Source organism: Bartonella grahamii ATCC 700132 (assembly GCF_000518085.1).
GTDB classification, from domain to species: domain Bacteria; phylum Pseudomonadota; class Alphaproteobacteria; order Rhizobiales; family Rhizobiaceae; genus Bartonella; species Bartonella grahamii.
Genome location: NZ_KI912377.1, coordinates 58471 through 82673, shown reverse-complemented (window position 1 = coordinate 82673; position 24203 = coordinate 58471). Strand labels below are relative to the sequence as shown.

General features: G+C 37.2%; 14 protein-coding genes and 1 tRNA gene. 6 read left to right on the top strand and 9 right to left on the bottom strand.

Features of this window, described 5'->3' with window-relative positions; all coding sequences use genetic code 11:
* Window positions 1–185: 185 nt before the first annotated feature.
* Window positions 186–3653, bottom strand: coding sequence for a DNA polymerase III subunit alpha (gene dnaE / locus U736_RS0109145; RefSeq protein ID WP_372440018.1), 3468 nt, complete (start codon window positions 3651–3653; stop codon window positions 186–188).
* Window positions 3654–4054: 401 nt separating this feature from the next.
* Between dnaE and recG the strand changes: the two genes are divergently transcribed.
* Window positions 4055–6163 carry an ATP-dependent DNA helicase RecG gene (gene recG / locus U736_RS0109140; RefSeq protein WP_015856505.1) on the top strand — a complete coding sequence of 703 codons (2109 nt, stop codon included), beginning with the start codon at window positions 4055–4057 and terminating at the stop codon, window positions 6161–6163.
* A gap of 393 nt (window positions 6164–6556) precedes the next feature.
* Here recG and glmS read toward each other — a convergent pair whose 3' ends face one another.
* From glmS to U736_RS0109115, 5 genes are all read right to left on the bottom strand, one after another.
* A complete protein-coding gene (glmS, locus tag U736_RS0109135; protein WP_015856506.1) occupies window positions 6557–8380 on the bottom strand; it encodes a glutamine--fructose-6-phosphate transaminase (isomerizing) in 1824 nt (607 codons plus the stop codon).
* A 172-nt stretch (window positions 8381–8552) separates the two neighbouring features.
* Window positions 8553–9902, bottom strand: coding sequence for a bifunctional UDP-N-acetylglucosamine diphosphorylase/glucosamine-1-phosphate N-acetyltransferase GlmU (glmU, locus tag U736_RS0109130; protein WP_015856507.1), 1350 nt, complete (start codon window positions 9900–9902; stop codon window positions 8553–8555).
* A gap of 14 nt (window positions 9903–9916) precedes the next feature.
* Window positions 9917–10702, bottom strand: coding sequence for a cytochrome c biogenesis CcdA family protein (locus U736_RS0109125; protein ID WP_015856508.1), 786 nt, complete (start codon window positions 10700–10702; stop codon window positions 9917–9919).
* Window positions 10703–10748: 46 nt separating this feature from the next.
* Window positions 10749–11738, bottom strand: coding sequence for a hypothetical protein (locus U736_RS0109120; RefSeq protein WP_015856509.1), 990 nt, complete (start codon window positions 11736–11738; stop codon window positions 10749–10751).
* Window positions 11739–11777: 39 nt separating this feature from the next.
* Window positions 11778–12101: a HesB/IscA family protein gene (locus U736_RS0109115; RefSeq protein ID WP_015856510.1), complete on the bottom strand. Its 324-nt coding sequence runs from the start codon at window positions 12099–12101 to the stop codon at window positions 11778–11780.
* A 108-nt stretch (window positions 12102–12209) separates the two neighbouring features.
* On the opposite strand from U736_RS0109115, the gene U736_RS0109110 reads away from it, so the two are divergent.
* The 3 genes from U736_RS0109110 (at window position 12210) to U736_RS0109100 (ending at window position 17889) form a co-directional block, all read left to right on the top strand.
* Window positions 12210–13412 (top strand): deoxyguanosinetriphosphate triphosphohydrolase, encoded by a 1203-nt coding sequence (locus U736_RS0109110; protein WP_015856511.1) that lies wholly within the window; start codon window positions 12210–12212, stop codon window positions 13410–13412.
* A gap of 30 nt (window positions 13413–13442) precedes the next feature.
* Window positions 13443–15200, top strand: coding sequence for an arginine--tRNA ligase (gene argS / locus U736_RS0109105; protein WP_026500717.1), 1758 nt, complete (start codon window positions 13443–13445; stop codon window positions 15198–15200).
* A gap of 151 nt (window positions 15201–15351) precedes the next feature.
* Entirely contained in the window at window positions 15352–17889 is a 2538-nt protein-coding gene (locus tag U736_RS0109100; RefSeq protein ID WP_015856513.1) for an SPOR domain-containing protein, read from the top strand.
* A gap of 179 nt (window positions 17890–18068) precedes the next feature.
* Here U736_RS0109100 and U736_RS0109095 read toward each other — a convergent pair whose 3' ends face one another.
* Window positions 18069–18341: a membrane protein gene (locus U736_RS0109095; RefSeq protein ID WP_015856514.1), complete on the bottom strand. Its 273-nt coding sequence runs from the start codon at window positions 18339–18341 to the stop codon at window positions 18069–18071.
* A gap of 305 nt (window positions 18342–18646) precedes the next feature.
* Between U736_RS0109095 and U736_RS0109090 the strand changes: the two genes are divergently transcribed.
* Window positions 18647–19753: a branched-chain amino acid aminotransferase gene (locus U736_RS0109090; RefSeq protein ID WP_015856515.1), complete on the top strand. Its 1107-nt coding sequence runs from the start codon at window positions 18647–18649 to the stop codon at window positions 19751–19753.
* 104 nt (window positions 19754–19857) lie between these two features.
* Here the strand turns inward: U736_RS0109090 and glpX are convergent, their stop codons facing one another.
* Both glpX and U736_RS0109080 read right to left on the bottom strand, forming a co-directional pair.
* Window positions 19858–20844: a class II fructose-bisphosphatase gene (glpX, locus tag U736_RS0109085; protein ID WP_015856516.1), complete on the bottom strand. Its 987-nt coding sequence runs from the start codon at window positions 20842–20844 to the stop codon at window positions 19858–19860.
* A gap of 143 nt (window positions 20845–20987) precedes the next feature.
* Entirely contained in the window at window positions 20988–22304 is a 1317-nt protein-coding gene (locus tag U736_RS0109080) for a homoserine dehydrogenase (RefSeq protein WP_015856517.1), read from the bottom strand.
* A gap of 1253 nt (window positions 22305–23557) precedes the next feature.
* Here U736_RS0109080 and U736_RS0109070 point away from each other — a divergent pair.
* Window positions 23558–23632: transfer RNA gene (locus U736_RS0109070), tRNA-Glu, on the top strand.
* Window positions 23633–24203: the final 571 nt, after the last annotated feature.

The window sequence follows — 24203 nt, the reverse complement described above, 5'->3', positions numbered from 1 at the left end:
ACTATGACACTATGACACTATGACACTATGACACTATGACACTATGACACTAAAAAAACATCATAATTCACTCAAATAAAAGCAATATTTTCCGAAACCTACAATCCGATTTTAAAAGCTCAATTTTTAGCTCTCCTAAAAGCAAAAACACCACTCAAAATCAGCTCCCATCTTTAATCTTTCTGTTAACTCAATTCTACATCAACAACACCCTGAATTAATTTCATAGCATTTGCGACATGTGAATTTACCTTATATCGCTTAGGAAGCGCAATTTCGACTTCTCGCAATCCATCCTCTTGAATTAAAATAAGCCCAACCTCTCCATTCCCCCCAAGATTTAAATTTTGTTCAATTTGTGGAAGCATATCAACTGTTTTTATAAAAAGACGCATCATTTTATGCTGTTTTAATGATTCCTGTTCCAACGACTGAATTGTTTCAATTCGCAAACTAACTCCTTCAGAACGATTTTCTGCGCTCACCGTAATAATAAAAGATTTTCCGGGTTCTAGCATCTCTTCATAATCCGAGAGTGCCTCAGAAAAGAGAACAGCTTCATATTGTCCACTTGTATCAGAAAAATGAATAATTCCCATTTTTTTACCAGATTTTGTTTTGCGCACGTTTTTTGCCACAACAGTTCCAGCAAGCCGTGCAGCCGTTGCTCCTCCTTTAACGGCATTGGCAAAATTAACCCAAGTCTGAATGCGTTTTTTGTCTAGAATAGCTTGATACTCCTCCAATGGATGCGCAGAAAAGTAAAAACCTATAGCTTGAAATTCTCGATAAAGTTTCTCAGCCGGCAACCAAGAGGTTGTTTGCGATAAGATCAATGGTTCTTTTAATCCGCCTGCCATTCCAAATATATCAACCTGCCCGCTAGAATTGTCATCGAGAATACGAAGTGCACGCGCATGAAGGGTTCCAAGATTAGCTAATAAAACCTCACGTGCAATGTTGAAGCAATCAAAAGCACCAGCACAAACTAAACTTTCCATCGCACGCTTATTAACAATACGAGGATCAACACGCGCACAAAAATCTTCCAGATCCTTAAAAATCTTATCCCCACGACAAGCAACAATATGATCCACAACAGTTTCTCCCACTCCTTTAATGGCAGCAAGAGAATAATAAATACAGTTATCACCAACCTCAAAAACACGATGAGATGTTTGTATAGAAGGTGCAATAACTTCAATACCCAGCCTTAATGCTTCACGCCGAAAATCATTAAGTTTATCTGTATTCGTCATATCATATGTCATTGAAGCTGCTAAAAACTCAACGGGATAATTTGCTTTCATATAAGCTGTTTGGTAAGAAACAATTGCATAAGCAGCAGCGTGCGATTTATTAAAACCATAATCAGCAAATTTTGCTAAAAGATCAAAGATAATATCAGCTTGATCTTTATCAACACCACCTGCAACAGCTCCATTGACAAAACGCGTACGCTGTTTTTGCATTTCAGCATGAATTTTTTTCCCCATAGCACGACGTAATAAATCGGCTTCTCCAAGCGAATAGCCAGCAAGCACCTGAGCAATCTGCATCACCTGTTCTTGATAGACAATAACACCTTGTGTTTCTTTGATCAGATGATCGATTTTAGGATGAATAGAAGCAATTTCCTCTTCCCCATGTTTGCGTGCATTATAGGTTGGAATATTCTCCATTGGACCTGGACGATAAAGTGCGACCAGCGCAATAATATCTTCAATACGGTCTGGCTTCATTCCAATCAACGCCTTGCGCATACCAGAACTTTCCACCTGAAACACACCAACCGTTTCACCACGTGCCATCATGGCGTAGGTTGTTTCATCATTCAGAGGGATATTTGATAAATCTATTTTTATCCCCTTTCTGGCAACAAAATCGACTGCCATTTTCAAAACAGTAAGCGTTTTTAATCCAAGAAAATCAAATTTTACCAGCCCTGCCTGTTCAACATATTTCATGTTAAATTGTGTAACAGGCATATCAGAACGAGGATCACGATACATCGGGACAAGCTCCCAAAGCGGACGATCTCCGATAACAATCCCAGCAGCATGAGTCGAAGCATGACGATAAAGTCCCTCCAACTGGAGTGCGATATCTAATGCGCGTCCAACAACGGGATCTTTTTTCTTTTCCTCTTCAAATTTAGGTTCATCCTTAATAGCATCAGCCAATTCTACCTGACTTCCTGGTGTGGCAGGAATTAATTTTGTAAGATAATCCACCTGACGATAAGGAACTTCTAAAACACGCCCCACATCACGCAAAACTGCACGTGCCTGTAACTTACCAAAGGTAATAATTTGAGCAACTTGATTACGTCCATATTTTTTTTGAACATATTGAATAACTTCTTCGCGCCGCTCTTGACAAAAGTCGATATCAAAATCTGGCATCGAAACACGATCTGGGTTGAGAAAACGTTCGAAGAGAAGAGAAAACCGCAATGGATCAACATCAGTAATCGTCAATGCATAAGCAACAAGTGAACCAGCACCAGAACCCCGTCCTGGTCCAACGGGGATATCATGAACCTTTGCCCATTTTATGAAATCTGAAACGATAAGAAAATATCCAGAAAATTGCATACGCGTAATAACTGAAATTTCATAATCAAGCCGCTGCTCATAATCTGCAATCGTATACCCTTCAGCCAATCCAATTGTTTCAAGCCGCATCTTCAAACCAGCTTTAGCCTGATTTAACAACTCACTATCTTCTACTTCCAAAGTATTTTCTGAATTAGCAGATTGTTCTATAAAACGAGGCAATATCGGTTTTCGAAGAGGCGTGGCAATATGACAACGCAATGCAATTTCAACACTATTTTCTAAAGCTTCTGGAAGATCAGAAAAGAGTGTAACCATTTCATCTTGTGACTTCAAATAATGATCTGGCGTCACACGTTTGCGATCTGGATTAGAGACTATTTGCCCTTCTGAAACAGCCATCAGCGCATCATGCGCTTCATACCCTTCTCTCTTCAGAAAAAAGGCTTCATTTGTTGCAACAAGAGGAATTTCATGCGCATAAGCCAATTCAATAAGATCAGCTTCTACTCTCCGATCATAAGAGCCATGCCGTTGTAATTCCACATAAAGACGATCAGCAAAAGATTTTTTCAAATAAATTAAGCGTTCAACAGCATGTTCTTTTTTCTCTTCTGCCAAAGAAAGATTAATAGGTCCTCCCTTGCCTCCCGTTAAAACAATTATTCCTTCACTGTGTGCCGACAACCAATTAGCTTTAATATGAGGAGGATCAGTATCACGTTTATCAAGATAAGCACGGCTCACAAGACGAACCAAATGAGCATAACCAATTTCACTAGCAGCCAACAGAACAATAGAGCAAAAATCAGAAGGATTACGCCATTTAGCCAAACGTGAATGATCATTTTCATCACAAAAATCAACAGTAAGCTGACAACCAATAATAGGTTGGACCCCATGAGCAAGACAATGCTGTGAAAATTCCAAAGCACCAAATAAATTATTGGTATCGGTAATAGCAACCGCTGGTGCATGATCTGAAATAGCCTGTTGAATAATTTGGGGGATTTTTAAAGCCCCTTCGAGCAAGGAATAAGCTGAATGCACTCTCAAATGAATAAAGCGAGGAAGAGAATTTTTGTTTTCTTGCATTTTATTTTTATTTTTTACCACTCTCACAATTTCCCACTACAAAATAAATGCCAAATAGCACCCCTTATAAAAGAAAAAAACCTCTGTTTATCATAACTTTAAAGCTATAAATTCATCATCCTACATAGGAGAAATATCCCAATTTTATTAATATTTATAAGAGAATTATATCAAGAAAATGCTTCTATTCACAGCAAATAAACAGCTAAAATAAAAAGAAAAATAATATAGCTCATCTAAGCACTTTAATTTTAGCTCCCTTTTATTGTATTTATCTTTAAATATTAATTTTCTTCCTAAAATTCAATGTGTAAGTAAAGCAACCTCCTCTTTATAACTTTATCCCCAAAAAGCTCTTCTAAAGGTCTAGAAAAAACAAAAAGAGCAGGTTAAATTTGCTCATGCCTCCAAGTCTTCTTACCCCTCTTTTTAATTCTATTCGAACTCTTTCTGGTATTACACCTAAAGTCTATGGTTTACTGACCAAACTCTTAAATGTTAATCCTACACAACGCGAAGCAACTCTTATTGATCTTCTTCAATTAATGCCTCATTCCGTCATAGACCGCAGAATGCGTCCCAACATTGCTTGTGTAACAGAAGGAGACACTGTTACACTCGAAATTATCATCGATCAACATCAACCACCGCCCCGTGGTCACAACAAAATCCCCTATCGTGTTATTGCCCATGATCAAACAGGAAAAATAAATTTAGTCTTTTTTCACGCTCAGCCTCTTTGGCTAAAAAAACAACTCCCTGAAGGAAAAAAAGTCACTGTATCAGGAAAAGTTGAATGGTTTAATGGGCAATTTTCAATGGCGCATCCCGACTATATTGCTCCAAGCGAACAATCAAATCAGATTCCTCTCATCGAACCTGTCTATCCCTCTACTGCAGGACTAACTGCAAAGACACTAAGACGCGCCATACAAAACGCTCTTGATTTTATTCCTCTACTCCCAGAATGGATAGATGAAAATGTGAAAAAGCAGCAAAATTTTTCTTCTTTTTCTGTTGCTTTACGCCGTATCCATGCGCCCATTGATCCCAACGATCTATCCTTAGAAAGTACAGCACGCAAACGTCTTGCCTATGATGAATTGCTCGCTTGTCAATTGGCGCTAGGACTGGTGCGTTTGAAAACCAAATCTCTTGTTGGCACTTCTCGACCATCAACAGGAATTTATACTAAAAAATTGCTTAATGTCCTCCCCTTTCAACTCACAACCGGACAAAAAAAAGCAGTAGAAGATATCGCGAATGATCTTGCTTCGCCAGAACCGATGCTAAGACTGCTTCAAGGTGATGTAGGCGCAGGAAAAACTGTTGTTGCATTGATGGCAATGGCACAAATTGCTGAAAATTCAGGACAATCAGCTTTAATGGCACCAACCGAAGTGCTTGCCAGGCAACATTTTTCCACCATTGCTCCTCTTGCCGAAAAAGTCGGATTACAAACAACTCTTTTAACAGGACGAGAAAAAGGGAAATTGCGAATAAATATCTTGAATGATATTCAATCAGGTCAAGTTTCTATTATCATCGGAACCCATGCTCTCATACAAAACAGCATTACTTATAACAATCTTGCCTTAACCATTATCGATGAACAACACCGTTTTGGTGTCCATCAACGTATCGCTCTTACAGAAAAAGGCAATAAACCTGATATGCTGGTTATGACCGCCACGCCCATTCCGCGCACACTTGTCTTAACAGCTTTTGGTGATATGGATGTATCTAAAATTACAGAAAAACCAATGGGACGACAACCCATTACAACAGCAATGCTTTCTTTGAAACGTCTTCATGAGCTTATAGAGCGAATCGCAATTGCATTAGAAAAAGGAGAAAAGCTCTATTGGATTTGTCCTTTAGTGGAGGAATCGACAGCTCTTGATCTCACTTCAATTGAAAACCGCTTTGCATTTCTCCATGAACGCTTTGGTGCACACGTTGGTATGATCCATGGAAAAATGTCTACAGAAAAAAAAGAAGCCGCTATGGCATCTTTTAAATGTGGAAATACACGTATTTTAGTTGCAACCACCGTCATTGAAGTGGGAGTAGATATTCCAGATGCTTCGATCATTATCATCGAACACGCGGAACATTTTGGCCTTTCACAATTGCACCAATTACGTGGACGTGTAGGACGAGGCAATAAAAAATCTTCCTGCATTTTGCTCTATAAAGATCCACTGACAAAAACAGCAGCAACACGCCTTAATATTATCCGCAATACAGAAGATGGTTTTGAAATTGCTGAAGAAGATTGGCGCCTGCGAGGCGAAGGAGAGCTTTTAGGTACCAAACAATCCGGAGTCCCTGAATTTCATATAGCAAACCTTGCAGTTCATAGCGATCTTTTGTCAATGGCAAGAAAAGATGCTCGTTTATTTTTACAACGCGATCCTCATCTTTCTTCTCAGCAAGGACAAGCTTTACAGTTGCTGCTTTATCTTTTCGGACACGATGATGCTACACGCCTCTTGCGAGCAGGATAACAAAGCCCCTCTAATAAAAAATTAAAATACCTCTCTGTTCAAATACGGTTTTCTCTCTTAGAATAACCCATAAACGATCTATGCAATCTCTTACCATCTTTATGCTTCATGAAAGAGTAACAACCCAACAACAGCATCTTTTCTTTCAATCTAAATTATTCTTGCATTAAAACAGTAGAAGAAATATTGCGCCTTTTTCTATCATTATATTCACATAGCTGATCTATTTTTTGACAGGTCAGAAAATATTTTTTATTTTATCGTAAAGAATTTAGAAAGAAAAATCCCGTCTCCGATATTCTCGTTCAACAGAGAAAAGTGGAAAAAATAAGCTATCATTATAAATCAATTTCTTACACTTGATTATTCTCCCAAAGATTCAGAAATATACTTTTATTCAACCGTGACTGATTTTGCTAAATTACGGGGTTGATCGACATCTGTTCCTAATAAAACAGCCGTATGATAGGCGATTAACTGAACAGGGAGTGCATAAATAATAGGAGAAATAAATTCTGGAACTTCTGGCAAAGTGATCGTTGATAAAGTCTTAAGACAAGCTACTTCTGCTCCTTTTTTATCGGTTATTAAAATAATACGACCATTACGCGCTACCACTTCTTGCATATTAGAAAAAGTTTTTTCAAACCACCGATCATAAGGTGCAACAACAATAACAGGTATTGTCTCATCCACCAAAGCAATTGGTCCATGCTTCAACTCACCCGCCGCATAACCTTCAGCATGAATATAAGAAAGCTCTTTCAGTTTAAGGGCTCCCTCCAAAGCAATCGGATAAGAAGTCCCACGTCCCAGATAAAGAACACTTTTTGCATTCACTAAATCACGACAAATACATTCAATTTTGCTCTCTAATTTTAAGACCTCATTTAAAATACGTGGAACTTCTGCCAATTGTTGAACCAATTGCTGTTCCATTTGAACCGAGAGATAGCCACGTTGTTTAGCAGCACTAAGTGCTAGTGAAGCAAGCGTTGCCAATTGACAGGTAAAAGCTTTTGTTGACGCAACACCAATTTCCGGTCCGGCAAGTGTTGGGAGAATAAAATCAGCCTCCCTTGCCATTGTTGATTGCTCTACATTCACAATTGTTGCTGTTTTTACACCCCGCTCACGACAATAACGCAAAGAAGCCAATGTATCAGCTGTCTCACCAGATTGAGAAACAAACAGCGACAACACATCAGACGTTATAGGAGGTTCACGATAACGAAACTCCGAAGCAACATCATTATCAACACTTAAAGCGGCAAATTTCTCAAACCAATAACGCGCAACTAAGGTTGAATAATAAGCCGTTCCACAACTCGCAAAAAGGAGACGATGAATATTTTTCCAATCAATCAAATTCTCAAAGGGTCGAACGGCATAATTTCCAAGATCAAGATAATGCGCCAAATTATGAGAAATCACTTCAGGTTGTTCAAACATTTCCTTGTGCATAAAATGACGATGATTACCCTTAGAAATCAATAAAGCCTCTTCAAGTAATGTTGTCACAGGACGTTTTACCGGTTGATTATATACATCATAAATTGTAACGCCTTCCCGTGTGAGAACAGCCCAATCCCCATCTTCCATATAGCTAATATGATCAACGAATGGTGCCAAAGCAATCGCATCTGACCCCACAAAAAATTCATCTTTTCCATAACCAATTGCCAGAGGTGGACCAGAACGAGCCGCAATCATAAGGTTATCTTCACCTTCGAAAATAAGAACAATAGCAAAAGCCCCCTGCAGCCTTTTCCAGCTGGTACGTACAGCTTCTTGCGGAGAAAGACCTTCTTTTAATGCACGCGTTATTAAATGTGCAATAACTTCCGTATCCGTCTCTGTTTCAAAGATATAACCATCTTCTATGAGTTCCTTTTGCAATTCTACAAAATTTTCAATAATACCATTATGAACAATCGCAAGCTTTTCAGTCACATGGGGATGCGCATTGCGTTCAACAGCAATTCCATGCGTAGCCCAACGGGTATGACCAATCCCTAAACTTCCCTCCAGAGGTGTTTTTTTTAATTTTTCTTCTAAATGAACAAGCTTCCCCTCAGCACGTACACGATAAAGATGCCCATTATGGACTGTTGCCACCCCAGATGAATCATACCCTCTATATTCAAGACGTTTTAACCCCTCAACCAAAGAGGACGGAACACCCCTCTTTCCAAGAATTCCAATAATTCCACACATTAAAAAACTCCAACCCACATCTTAAGATTTAAATCTTATAAAACAATCCAACAGCCTTTATTTAAAACTATAAATAATAAAATAATTCAAACATGGAGTACGGCAATCTTTAAGAATAAACATCCTATCCATCGTTAGATTAACACGAAACAAAGGAATAGACTGAAAATAATCATTTTTTCTGTTTGTTTTCTAACAAGCGCTCTCGAAATTTTGTCGCATAGCCCTCTTTTATAACCTGTCGTGCACGCCCAAAAGCCATACTGTTCATAGGAATATTTTCAGTAATAACACTTCCTGAAGCAACATAAGAGCCATCCCCTATTACTAATGGGGAAACAAGTGCCGTATTAGACCCAACAAAAGCATAATCACCAATCATGGTTTTATATTTGTTAAATCCATCATAATTGCAAGTAATCGTACCGGCTCCAATATTGGTATGTGCACCAATTTCGGCATCACCAATATAACTTAAATGATTGATTTTAGAAGATTCTCCTACCTTAGCTTGTTTGACTTCACAAAAATTTCCAATCTTTACGGACTTCGCCAACTCTGTTCCAGGACGCAAACGTGCATAGGGACCAATCTGTGCATCCTTACCAACCACAGCACCCTCGAGATAACTAAATGCATGAATAACAGCACCAGATTGTACTTTCACGCTTAATCCAAAATAAACATTTGGTTCTATCACCACCCCTGGTTCAATTTCTGTATCATAAGAAAAATAGAGTGTCTCTGGTTTTAAGAGTGTAACACCCGATAACATTAAATCGCGCGCTTTACGTTTTTGCCACAAAGAATCAGCCTCAGAAAGCTCAAGACCGTTGTTAATTCCTACAATATCTTCAAAAGGAACTTCAACAACACGCACATCTAATCCTTCGCGTGTTGCAAGAGCAGCAATATCTGTTAAATAATATTCTTTTTTCACATTGTTATTACCAACCTTCTCTAAAAGAGAAAGTGCATATTTTCCACGCATAGCGAGTATTCCACCGTTGCAAAAAGAAATCTTTTTTTCTTCATCGCTAGCGTCTTTTTCTTCTAAAATTGCGATCAATTGACCATTTTTCTCGAGAAGACGCCCATAACCTGTTGGATTTTGGGTATGAAAACCTGCAAAAACAACATCTGCTCCATCAGCAAGCTGTGCACGCATTTGGTGCAATGAATCTTGCTGAATGAGAGGCGTATCCCCAAAAACAATGAGAATATCATCCACTTCCTTTTGCAAAGCTAAACGAGCAGATAAAACAGCATGAGCTGTTCCTAAACGCTCTTTTTGTTCAAAAATCATCGCATCTTTTACAAATGACTGAACAACGTGCGTAACCTCCTTAGCACCAAATCCCACAACGACTGCTAATTGTGAAGAGCCTGCCAATTCTATTTGTTTTAGAACATGGCATATAAGAGGCAATCCAGCAATTTTATGAAGTACCTTAGGCAGAGACGATTTCATGCGCGTCCCCTCACCTGCAGCAAGAACAATAGAAAGACAACTTCTAACCATAAAAACACATAAGACTAACGAGAAAATCCAAAAAAATTCATAATATCGTGCCAACGAATATCTTCAATATAACTCAACGAAGGATAATGTTCTAAAAGCCAAAATGAAAGATCCTGCATAGAGCCTGTTAAAAACAAAATCCCTGTAAGAATAAGAAAAACACCAATAATTTTTTCAACTTTTCCTAAATGAATACGAAAAGCTCCTAAAAATCGCATAAAACTGCTCGAAAATAAAGCTGCCAACATAAAAGGAATAGCAAGACCTAATGCATAAACCGCTAATAGAACAGCTCCCTCTCCCACAGTTTCTTTTGTTCCAGCAAGCGTTATAATAGGGCCTAAAATGGGGCCAATACACGGTGTCCAACCAAAAGCGAAAGCTAACCCAATAATATACGCGCCTAAAGGACCAGAAGGTGTTTTTTTGGTCTGAAAACGCGCTTCACGGAATAAAAAAGCGATCTTGAAAATCCCCAAAAAATTTAAACCAAAAATAATAATGACAATTCCAGCAGCAAGGGCGAACCAATCACGATAATAACCGATGAATTTCCCAATTGTGCTAGCACTAGCACCTAAAGCAACAAAAACAGTCGTAAACCCGAGAACAAAAGCAATAACAGAAGACAATAAAGCCCATCGTATAAAGACTTTCTCATCACGATTTTCTGAACGAAAATCATCAATACCAACACCTGCCATATAGCACAAATAAGGAGGAACTAATGGCAAAACACAGGGCGACAAAAAAGAGAGTGCCCCAGCAAAAAACACACCAACTGTTGAAATTTCAATCAAAACTCATACCCCGTCTCTCATCATAGTTTACCCCCATGAACAACGATCAATCCACATCTTCATCAATTCGTTGCATATTTTGCTCATTCGCCACCACACTTATATCTTCATCATGACCAGAAACGACTGAAAAAACTTTTTGATAGATTTTATCTTTATTTTTAGCAATTGCAATATACTCTCCCTCCGCTAACACGAGTGAAACATAAGCACCAACTGTTTCATAAACGATATCACCAGAATCATTGGCAAGAGACCAACTTGTATCTGCAAGCGCTTCCCCTCCTTCTTGTCGTACCAGCTTTAAGACAATCTGAGCAGCCTGATGTTCAAGGGTAACTTCTGTCATTTTACCAGCATCCACTTGAATATCCGAACGAGCCGTCGCATTAATAGAACCATAATGGGAAGCAACATGGTAGCGGCCAGCTTTTAAACGCACAACTGATTGGGGTTTAACATTTGATAAAATCACCCCCGTATCATCATTTTCTTTTTCATCCTCATAAATGGTAAAACGTAATTCCTTTTCATTCATTACACCATTGAGCAGTGTTGCATTTAAAATGACTCCACCAGCCTCAAGATTAAAGTTTTTTACAAGACTCTGTCCATTTTTTAAACGAATATGGCGCACAGCACTCATATGACCAAATGAGACATGAACAAGATAACTTCCTGGTTCGAGATCAAAACGCGCACTTCCCCCCTTATAGGTTGCCACTAATGGTAATTTATTATCAATCCCTAGAATAGGGGCATAAACCCGCCAGACAAGCCCTTTTTCAATATCCGGATGACTATTTGTTAATCGAGCATTCAAAATGAGTTGTGTTTGAGATGCTACATTTTCTTTTTCCTGCTCTTGAGACTTTACAATAAAACTCCTTGATTGTCCCTGCTGCTGATCTTTCCCTTCTCCTTCTTCAGAAAAAGCACAGTGGCTCCAGATCAATAAAGTAAGCACCACGCACAACCATACACATCGGTGCACTATTTTTATAAGAATACCCATTTTCACATTGTTGACCAACATGATATTTTTTTCAAGAAACAATATCACAAAGCCATCATTTTAAATTGAAAAACTCACACCACAACCACATGATGAAACAGCATTGGGATTGTGGATTTGAAAAGACTGCCCCATAAGATCATCAACAAAATCAATCTCAGCTCCTTCCATGAAAGGAAGTGATAGTAAATCAATAAACACAACTGCCCCATCTTTTTTGAGAACGAGGTCATCTTTACACATTTCAGAAACCAAGTCATATTTATAAGAAAAACCAGAACACCCACCACCTTCAACAGAAATACGCAATGCTATTTTATCGGGTTCACGCAAAAGTATCTGTGCAATTTTTTTGGCAGCAACATCTGAAATTTTCACATTCATTTTATATATCCTTGCATTAAACCATCAAGAAAGAGTATCCCATACTCAAAGAGCAGTTTATTTGTCATAAACCACTCTCAATTTTAAGATGATAATGGGCAACTTGCAATGGATATAGGCAATACCAACTTTAATTACCAATCTCGAGCAGTGTACAGTGCTCATCCGCAAACAAGCCGTGGTAGATTATTCCATGAAACGATGAGCACCACACGCTCACCTTTTCAACGAGATAGAGATCGTATTATCCATTCTAATGCATTTCGACGTCTTAAACATAAAACGCAAGTGTTTATTGCTGACGAAAGCGATCATTATCGTACTCGCCTAACCCATTCCATAGAAGTCTCTCAAATTGCAAGAACATTAGCCCGTGCCCTTTGTCTTGATGAAGACCTTGCCGAAGCCATTGCCCTTGTTCACGACTTTGGACACACGCCCTTTGGCCATGCTGGAGAAGATGCACTTAATGAAGCCATGGTACATTATGGCGGCTTTGATCATAATGCACAAGCATTACGCATTGTCACAAAACTAGAACAGCGCTATGCAAATTTTGATGGACTTAACCTTACATGGGAAACCCTCGAAGGACTTGTAAAGCATAATGGTCCCCTTTTAGGTCCTCACGCGAAGAATAAGGAAGTTCCTATCGATATTTTACAATACAATGCAGGGCAAGATCTTGCACTCGATTGTTTTGCAGGACTAGAAGCGCAATGTGCTGCTATTGCAGATGATATCGCATACAATGCGCATGATATTGATGATGGTCTACGTTCGCAATTTTTAACACTCGATCAATTTGAACATGTTTCACTAACAGCAGCAATATTAAAAGATATAACAGATGAGCATCCCCACCTCGACCAAGCGCGTCGCGGTTACACACTTGTACGAAGACAAATAACAACCATGGTTGAAGATGTTATCAAACAATCACAAGAAAATTTAGCACGCATCAAACCAACAAGCATAAACGATATTCACCAAGCAAAACAAACTATTGTTACCTTTTCACCAACAATGACCGTTTATGAAAAAGAACTAAAAAACTTTTTATTTAAAAATCTTTACTACCATGAACAAGTTCTTAGTCGTCGCAATGCAGCAAAATGCATTGTACAAAAATTATTCAATTGTTATTATGAAAATCCAAATACAATGCCTGAAAGTTGGCAGAGCAAAACAGTGCACTTAAAAAATCAAGAGTTAGCACGTTTGATTGCTGACTTCCTTTCAGGCATGACAGATCACTACGCTCTACGTGAATATCACCGTTTATTTGACCATACAGATAATTTCGTCTAATGGCTTTTGGCATCATCATGGAAGCTAAATATGAATATCTTTAAAAACTTCGAAAAAAAAATTAAGAGATCAATTGAATTATCTGATATAAAAGGAAAAAATGGAGAAGATCTAGATTTATCAAAAATCACTGTTGATCCTCCGCGTGATTCCTCCCATGGTCATTTATCAACCAATGCTGCTATGGTGCTTGCAAAATCTATTGGAATCAATCCACGTGCACTTGCAGATAAAATCATAGAACTTCTTAAAAATGATTCCTCTATCGAAAATATAGATGTTGCCGGTCCTGGTTTTATAAACATAAAGCTTACAAAATTATTTTGGCAAGATGCTATAAAATCCATGCTTGAATCAGGCACTTCTTATGGTCGTATCCCAATGGGACAAGGAAAACGCGTCAATATTGAATATGTCTCAGCAAATCCGACAGGACCAATGCATGTAGGACACTGCCGCGGAGCGGTTGTTGGAGATGTTCTCTCCAATTTGCTGCAATTTACGGGCTATAACATTACGAAAGAATATTATATCAATGATGCTGGTCAACAAATCGAAGTCCTCGCCCACTCTGTACTATTGCGCTATCGTGAGGCTCTTGGGCAAGAAATTAATGAAATTCCAGAAGGGCTCTATCCTGGAGAATACTTGATACCATTGGGACAATCGCTTGCTCAAGAGTTTGGTGACCAACTCCTCACGATGGATAAAGATGAAGCCTTATCTCTTGTGAAAGAACGTGCAATTCATGCAATGATGACCATGATTCGCGAAGATTTGGCTGCTCTTAATATTTATCATGATATCTTTTTCTCTGAGCGAATGCTCTATGCAGATAATGCACGCGCCATTCGTAACACCATCAACGACCTCACTTTAAATGGTTATATCTACAAAGGAAAACTCCCCCCTCCCAAGGGACAAAATACAGAAGATTGGGAACCAAGTGAACAAACTTTGTTCCGTTCAACAAATGTTGGTGATGACCAAGACCGTGTTTTAGTCAAATCTGATGGTTCTTACACTTACTTTGCTGCTGATGTTGCTTATTTTCGGGATAAATTTAATCGTCATTTTGATGAAATGATTTATATTCTAGGCGCAGACCATGCTGGCTATGTAAAGCGGCTAGAGGCAATGGCAAAAGCAATTTCTGGGGATAAAGCTAAATTAAGCGTCTTCTTATGTCAATTGGTAAAACTTTTTCGCAACGGTCATCCTGTACGCATGTCAAAAAGAGCGGGATCTTTTGTCACTCTACGGGATGTTGTCGAAGAGGTTGGGCGTGATCCTGTGCGTTTTATGATGTTATACCGTAAGTGTGAAGCACCTCTTGATTTTGATTTTGCAAAAGTAACAGAACAATCAAAAGATAACCCCATCTTTTACGTACAATATGCAAGTGCACGTTGTCACTCAGTCTTTCGTCAAGCACAAGAAGCGCTTCATATTAAAAACTTTTCGAATGATACATTAATCGCCCATCTTCATCGATTAACAGATGACCATGAAATATTGTTAATACGCAAACTTTCTGAATATCCACGTATCATTGAACAGGCCGTCATTCATAAGGAACCGCATCGATTAGCGTTTTATCTTTATGACCTTGCTTCCAGCTTTCACACCCATTGGAATAAAGGGAGTGAAAATCTCAATTTACGCTTTATTCAACCTGATGATAAAGAGTTATCCTTTGCAAGATTGGGGTTGATACAAGCTGTTATCAATATTTTATCATCAGGACTTACCATCATAGGAGTCGAAGCACCAATAGAAATGCGTTGAAAAAGTTCTATAAATACATACAATAGGTACTCTATTGATAAACTTTTTCATGTATCCTTGCATGAGAGGGGGAAAATTTATAATTTTAATATAACAAATCAAAATCAACCATTGATTGCACGCAGATGCAAATCACCATGTGAGAAAAGCTATGAGCGATAACGATCGCAAAAATCTACACGAAACAAAACACGATCATGAACACCATGATCCTTTGGAAAGGCTTACGCGCATTTTCAATCCGCACAAACAAAGCGGAAACCAAAATGAGCAATCTTCTTTACAGACAGATCGATCAACATCTCACCCCGAAACATCATCCCATGATGATGATTTTGATTTGTCCTTTCTAGAAGAGGAACTTGAAAATAATTTAGCACATGACTTACCGTTTGATGATCAAAAAAAACAATGGGACTTGCATGCAACCAGCAACGCAACAGCCTCAGATATTGCACAAACTGTTTCTTTCAACCATTCAAAACAAAATAATTTATCTGAAGAGAAATATTCTTCACCTAGCAGTCATGATGAAGAACAAATTTTAGATGAGCTTTCTCCATTACCAATCCCAAAGAATCAATCCCCTCAACAGAAAACAACAGCAACCAGTGCTGATCCGTTTCTTAAAAAAAGTAATCTTATTTCACGATCAGAATCAGAAAATTTCTTTTTTGATAAATCTGAAAGGCGCGAAAATAAGAAAGAGATTCCAGAATCTGTTGAACAAACCAATCGGTTTTCACAAACAAATTCACAACAGCCTAAAACTACGAATATACAACAAACTTATGATGACAATCAAAACCTCTATGACACTCCTGTAAACCATCCCTATAAAATTTCAGCTGATCAAGAAAATTGGATCAAAAAAGATTATTCTGATGTCTCCTCTTCTTATCCTGATATCTCCTCTTCTACAGAGGCAAATGAGTTTTTCTCATCTTCTAACCTTATGTCAGAAAGACAAAACACTGCAAGAAATCAAACAAAAAGTACATTCTCCTCACCTTTGGATTCTCCACCAGTTGATAGACAATCTTATTTAAAGGGGGCTTCACAAGAAGATCATACAACCAATTATCCCCATTTTTTTGAAGAAAACCCTTCACAACAAGAAACTTATAGCGAAAAAGTTCCAATATATAATGAGGCTCAAGCCCAATACATCAATAACACCGAAGGTACCTCTAACCCAAATAGAGAAATTTCATATAATGAAAATAATTCAGATGAGTTTCTTTCCTCATCAGCCTCTTTGAATACAAAACAAACGGATGGCTTTTTTGCCCATAACTATACGCACAGAGATACTCCCCCTCCCAATGTTGATACTTATAAATTTTCAGAGGAAATCGTAGAAAAAACTGGCCCTATTATGGTTCCAGAAGTCCCGTATGAAGCGCCAGAATATGATGTGCCAACTAGTGGTGGTTTAGAAGAAGAATTTGCTGATGTACTTAATGTAGGAAATGTCCCAACGGATAATTTTTCTCAAAAACAACAGAAAAATGAGGTTTTTAGTGAGGTTTTTCATCAGTCTATGCAAAATTCAAAAGAAGGTGTTTATATAAACTCTAAAGAACAAAATTCCGACTATTTTTCTTCTGCCAATATGGAATATAATTTTCCCCCTTTTAGCGAGAATTCATCATACACAAGCTCAAATGAAGTTCCCACGCATCCACCAGCTCCTCCTCCCTTAAAAAGTTTTATTTTTGGTAAAACTTTCATTAAAGGTATTTTTATACTTATTTTAATAGGAATTGGATTTGCTGGTTATTCGCACTTTTTTATGCCATCACAAAAAAATGAAGAAACGATCATTATCCACGCTGATAATGCGCCTTTTAAATTCAAACCAGAAACAACTGAACCGAAAAATGATGTTGCACATAATTTAGATATCTATAAACAAACAACTGAACAAAATGAAAAACAAGAAAACACACAACAATTTCTTATTGATAACTCTGAACAACCTGAAAATTTAAAAGAATTAAATCCTGAAGAATCTTCAAACGCTTCATCTTCTTCTTTAAATGAATCTGATGTTGAAGATGCAGTCACAGAAGCCATAAACCATACTATTCCCACGCAAGAAGTACAAACTGTTATTGTAAATCAAGATGGTACAGTTACACTAGCTCCCGTACATCAAACAAAGAGCAAAACTGCTGCTCAATCTGAAGAAAACATTGATCAAACTCCTAATGAACTTCAAGATTCGTCCCTTGTTTCGTCGCATGATTCTGATATAAACAATCAAGAAATAGACCTTGATCTCAAAAATAATATTGATAAAATAATCGCAGAAAATACTTCTAGCTCAAATATTGAAGAAAAATTTATCCCTATTCCTTCTCATGCAGAAAGAAATACACAAGTTGAAACACCCGCCGCATCTCGCCCCACATCACCAAACAGAGTCGCAGCACAAAATTCAGAAAGTTATTACGTACAACTTGCATCTCAGCCAACGCATGAGCTAGCTAGAAGTTCTTTAAAAAATATGAAATCTAAATTTGGATTCCTTATCGGTGCCCGTTCTTTAAATATTCAACCCGCTTTTATACCAGGAAAAGGTACTTATTACCGTGTTCGGATTCAAACACAAGACCGTAATGAAGCCATAATCCTTTGTGAATCCATTAAAAGTTCTGGAGGAAGTTGCTTCATCACACGCTAAACCAATAATGCAACGGTTATTAAAACCGTTGCATTATTTATTTCCATACCATTTAATTACTTATCAAAAACTTCAGAAATTAAAATCGTCTAATCTTTTTTATGTCTTTGTGCTGACTTTATTCTTTAATCTACGTCGATTTGCGTCCTATCTAAAAGATTATATTTATGAAAAAATCACTACGTACCCTTATAAGTATAAGGTACAGAAGGAAGCGAATTTAAATCTTTTTTGGGCGTTGTTACGCTTTGGCTTGTTTCTGGAGTATTATAACGCGAACTATGTTCAGGAGATTTTGCAAAAAAAGATCCTAAAAAACCAAAAACAAACCAGATAATAACGACCGCAAGAAGAATAGCAAAAATACCCTTAGCAATTGAAACACGTTGTTCACTATCTCTTCTTTCTGCTGCCATACGTTCTTCATATGTGTGATAATTTTTATCAATCATAGTAGATTCCTTTTCTCAATTCCCTTACCTTTTAATTTCTAGACAATATGCATATATGAAATTATTCAGATACCTATTTTGAGAAAACGATAATTATAGAAAAAAGTTCCAGCTTACTTTATAAAGTTGAGAAAAAGAGGCGAGAGTAGAATTAAAATATCTATAATAGCCTTTGAATTCTATAATAAACCTCTTTGTGTTTTATAATAAAACATTGACACAAAGGTTTTGTTAATAATAGAGTTGTGATCAAAATATCTCATTATTTTTATTAATAAAAATGAAACATACTCAAAAGGTTTTTTATGAAATCTCCTATATCGTCGCTTCCCTTTAAAATAGAAAAACACCCATCTCCTCTGTCAGAAGAAAAATGTGAAGAAATTTTAAAAAATCCCGGTTTTGGTCAATTTTTTACAGACCACATGTGTACTATTCAATGGACTGAAGACAAAGGCTGGCATAATGCCATCATTTCTCAATACAAAGCTTTAGAAATTAACCCTGCAAGTACCGTTTTACATTACGGACAGGAAATTTTTGAGGGTTTAAAAGCATATCGAGCAAAAGATGGGCGCATCTTGCTCTTCCGTCCTGATGCCAATGCACAACGCTTTATAGAATCAGCGAGGCGTTTAGCTATGCCAGAATTACCAAAAGATATTTTTCTGGATGCCGTTCATCAATTAGTAAAAATTGATCAAAAATGGGTTTCTGATCATCCCAACGCTAGCCTCTATATCCGTCCATTTATGTTTGGCAATGAAAACTTTTTGGGAGTCCGCCCTTCTCAAGAATATCTTTTTTGTATCATAGCCTCTCCAGTTGAATCCTATTTCAAAGGAGAAGAAAAATCTGTCAGTGTATGGATTGAAACAGATTATAGCCGCGCTGGTCCAGGGGGCACAGGCGCTGCAAAATGTGGCGGAAACTATGCAGCAAGCTTACTGGCACAAAAATGTGCAACGCAAAATAATTGTAGCCAAGTACTCTTTCTTGATATGATTGAACATAAATGGATTGAAGAACTTGGTGGTATGAATGTCTGCTTTATTATGGCAGATAGTACACTTGTAACCCCTGCGCTTAACGGCACTATTCTTCCAGGGATAACTCGTGATTCAATCTTAAGATTAGCTCAACAAATGGGATTAAAAATAGAAGAGCGTCCTTATTCTTTTGCAGCGCTTCAAGAAGATGCAAAGAGTGGACACCTTAAAGAAGTCTTTGCTTGTGGTACAGCTGCCGTTGTCACATCAATTGGTCGTTTTAAATATAAAGGGGGAGAATTTATTATTGGAAATGAAACAGTTGGAGAAGTTACAAAGCAGCTTCGTACACAATTGGTTGGCCTTCAAAAAGGGAACATAGAAGATAAAAATGGCTGGGTTCATTCTGTCCAGCTCTCATAATAATAAGATATTCTCATATCTATAAATGCTTCCATGAAAATAGATTCATGGAAGCGTATTTCCTAAAAAACTCCCTCTATTTTTAATGACGAAAAAAGAAAACATTAATCAAATTTTGAATGATCTCTATGCTGCGCTTTAATATTACGGACTGTACCCGTATGGGAGCGCATTACGAGAGTTTCCGTTTGAATGTAACGAGATGTAAATTTAACACCAGAAAGCATATTACCATCTGTCACCCCTGTTGCTGCAAACAAAACATCACCCTTTGCCATTTCTTCCATTGTATAAGCTTTATTGGGATCACTAATCCCCATTTTAGCTGCACGAGCAATTTTCTCTTCTGTATCTAGCAGCAAACGACCTTGCATCTGTCCTCCAATGCAGCGCAAAGCAGCAGAAGCTAAAACACCTTCAGGTGCTCCCCCAATCCCCATATAGATATCAATACCTGTTTCTTCTGGATCAGTTGTATCAATAACAGCAGCAACATCTCCATCCCCAATCAAGCGAATCGATGCCCCTGTCGCTCGTACTTCATTAATTAATTTTTCATGACGAGGCCTATCCATAATACAAACAACAATCTGATTAACAGCCACTCCTTTAGCCTTCGCAAGAGCATGGATATTATCGGTAGGACAAGCATCTATATCTACTACTCCCTTTGGATAACCAGGACCAATAGCAATTTTTTTCATATAAACATCAGGAGCGTAAAGGAGATTACCTTTTTCAGCAATTGCAACTACTGCCAAAGAATTGGCAATATTTTTAGCACAAAGTGTTGTTCCCTCTAATGGATCAAGTGCAATATCGATCGCCAATCCACTTTGAAGACCTACTTTTTCTCCAATATAAAGCATAGGCGCTTCATCCCGCTCACCTTCACCAATCACCACTGTACCATCAATAGGCAATCGATTAAGTTCCTGCCGCATTGCATCTACAGCAGCCTGATCCGCAGCTTTTTCATCGCCACGCCCGCGCCAGCGTGCAGCAGCAACAGCAGCACGTTCAGTAACACGTACCAATTCAAGCGTCAAAATACGATCAAGTCCATTTAAAATCTTCTGAGTTGTGGGCATATGAAAAAATCCTACCGAATGAATACCAGAAAAAATATGAGTCCTTATTAAATACTAAGAATAAAGTTTTTGGCAAAGATGAAAATTTTCCACAAGAGACAAAAGAACTCAAGCTTGCCTTTTTGTCATTATCAAGAAAGTTATCAATTCTCTGCCATAGGCTCAATACGAATAAATTGAGATTTTGCAACAAGATGTCCATCTTTTTCAATTTCTGCAAGTGCCTGTCGTACATTCACCTCTGTTGTTTCATGCGTAATTAAAATAATTGTTTTTTCAATTTGATCTTCTACAAAAGATCTTTGAACAATCGACTCCAATGAGATGTGATTATCAGCCATATGCCTTGCAACCGCGGCAAAAACACCAGTACGATCATGAACATTTAAACGAATAAAATAACCCCCCGCATGATGCGAAATACGTGCTTTTTTATGAGGAGTAAGTTCTAATGCTGGACGTCTTAAAACAGGTGCATACTGAAAACCAGAACGCGCTTTTGCTATATCAGCCAAATCACCAATAACGGCTGATGCTGTTGCCATTCCTCCGGCGCCAGGACCAGAAAACAGTAATTCACCTAATAAATCACTTTGAATAGAAAGAGCATTGGTTACGCCATTTATCTGTGCAATCATTGAAGATATTGGTACCATTGTCGGATGAACGCGTTGCTCTATTCCAGAATCCGTTTTTAATGCAACCCCTAAAAGCTTAATCCGATACCCTAATTCATCAGCTGCTCGAATATCAATTTGCGAAATATTATGAATTCCTTCAACATAAACATCATCTAACGAAACAGCTGTTCCAAATGCCAAGCTTGTCAACAAAGCTAATTTATGAGCAGTATCATTTCCCTCAATATCAAAACTTGGATCTGCTTCAGCATACCCAAGTCTCTGTGCATCTGCTAAACAATCTTTAAATGAAAGACCTTCCGTAAACATGCGTGTTAATATATAATTACAGGTTCCATTGAGAATACCATAAATTCGCGATATGTGATTACTGACAAGTGATTCTCTCATCGCTTTGATGACAGGAATTCCCCCTGCAACAGCTGCTTCAAAATGAAGAAAAACACCCTTTTTTTCTGCAATTATAGCCAGCTCTACTCCATGTCGAGCAAGAAGGGCTTTATTGGCTGTTACAACATGATGTCCCGCCTCAAGCGCTCTCTTAACAGCGGTGTACACCACATCCAATTCACCACCAACTAACTCTACAAAAACATCAATCTCATCAGAAGCAGCCAACTCCACAGGTGAATCAAACCATTTTATATCACTGAGATCAATTCCACGATTACGGTTTTTATCGCGCGCACTAACAGCAACGACTTTGATAAATCGCCCACATTGACAAGCTAAACTATTCGCTTTTTCACATAGAGCTCGAACAACTGAAGTACCAACCGTACCAAGTCCCGCAACACCAACTTTTAAAGCTTCTGCCATTATTAACCACTGATCCCTATCTTCACTGAAAAATCGTTTAAATGATGTGCCAATCAACACAAAGAGCACTTACATCCATAAGAACAAAAGAAATACTCCGCTCTATTCACTTCATGTTCTCCAATAGAATTATCCCCGCTTGTTCAATCAACATTCCTAAAAATATAATATTTATTGTCTTCAAAGATTTCAGAATCTTTATAAAATATCTAATTCAGAATAAAAATCTGTAAAACTGATAAATGCAAGTTGCCATAAAGAAAAGTTCTAAAAAATAATCAATAACAAGTTAAAGAATATTAAGGACTTAGTAAGAAAGAATAAAAACATCTCTTCTAAATTAACAAATACGGAACAAAAAACATTCTTTCATATGATAAATTAAGAGAATGGATAAAACAAAGTAGATCAGTAAATAATAACACATTTTTTCCTACCATTCCATAGTTTGAAATATAAATCTTTAATGCAAAAATCTTAATGCATTTATATATCAAAATAGAACCTTACATTAAAGTAAAAAACAAGACTTAATATGTGCACACCATAATTCTGAAATATTATAAATATGGAAAATAAATTTTCAAAACTCAAATATTTTACCTAGACTTACTGCCACCCCTTTGAAAAACCAGCGAATTGAAATGACAAAAACCTCAATCTACCCTTTACCCATGCTAATTCATTTTCAAATAAATAACCTTCTCAACATTTGAGGGAACAAATGAAGGGGTTTTAATTTTAAATTCCTTATAAACATGTAAAATTAAAGATAAGAAAAATATTTTTAATACATTCTGTAAAAATTGCTTTAATATTTTCATTTTCATCATACAGAATCTATTTATATTTTTTAAACTGAAACTAATCTATGATTTATGCCTCAAAAAACTTTTGTATGATTGGTATTATTTGTTAATTTGGTAATAAATATTTGCTTTATACTTCATAAATTATACAGTTTTTTGCTTTATGATAAGCTCAAATGAGAAATCTTCTGTATAAAGGCTCTTTCAAGAAAGTTAAATAATATTCTCATGTGCAAGCAAAGATAACAAACAATAAAATATGCAAAAAATAAACACATTTAAAATAATGTTTTGGTCATTTTTGCCTACTACTCAAACTGAAAAGAAACAATCCAAACAGGAATTGCTCAAAAATTATTCAATAAAACACACTTTTTTCAAAAAAAATGACACAGAGGGCTTGCGAAGTAAAAAGATCCTCTCTATAAGCCTCATCAATGGTTCGCGCCCATCGTCTAGCGGTTAGGACATCGCCCTTTCACGGCGGAAACAGGGGTTCGATTCCCCTTGGGCGTACCATAATCCTTTTTTCTATGTGTAATACATTCATTTTATTTGTATTTTTAAAAATGAGGAATGCATAAATAAAAACGAGGGAATAAGATTTTTAAAGGGATCTCTTCGTAAAAAAGACACAAGAATCATTAGATAATTGATTTCTTTGTTGCATTTCGAGGATAGTGTTTTACTGCGCACAGTTAATAACAATAAAAATCGATAAAATATAAAAATTAGAGGGTTCTAACTCGTGATCCGGTGAGTTTATAAGCCATATTTTTGCGTATACCGTTAATTTTTAAATTAAAACCAGCCACATCATTTATACGTTTCTTCCAACCTTCAAAACTAAAATTCACCCCAAAACACATCTTATATGAAACATTTTTAATTACGGTGCCTTTGTATCACATTAAACTTTTCTATAAACAAACAGACCGTAATCTTAGAATTGAAATGCGATATAAAAATAGATTCTTATTCACCTAACACAATAAATCAAGAAACTATAATTTAGAATACGATCAACTTATTAAATGGAAACTCTGATAATAAAAATGCATAATTCCTGCCCCCCAGTGATCTAACTACC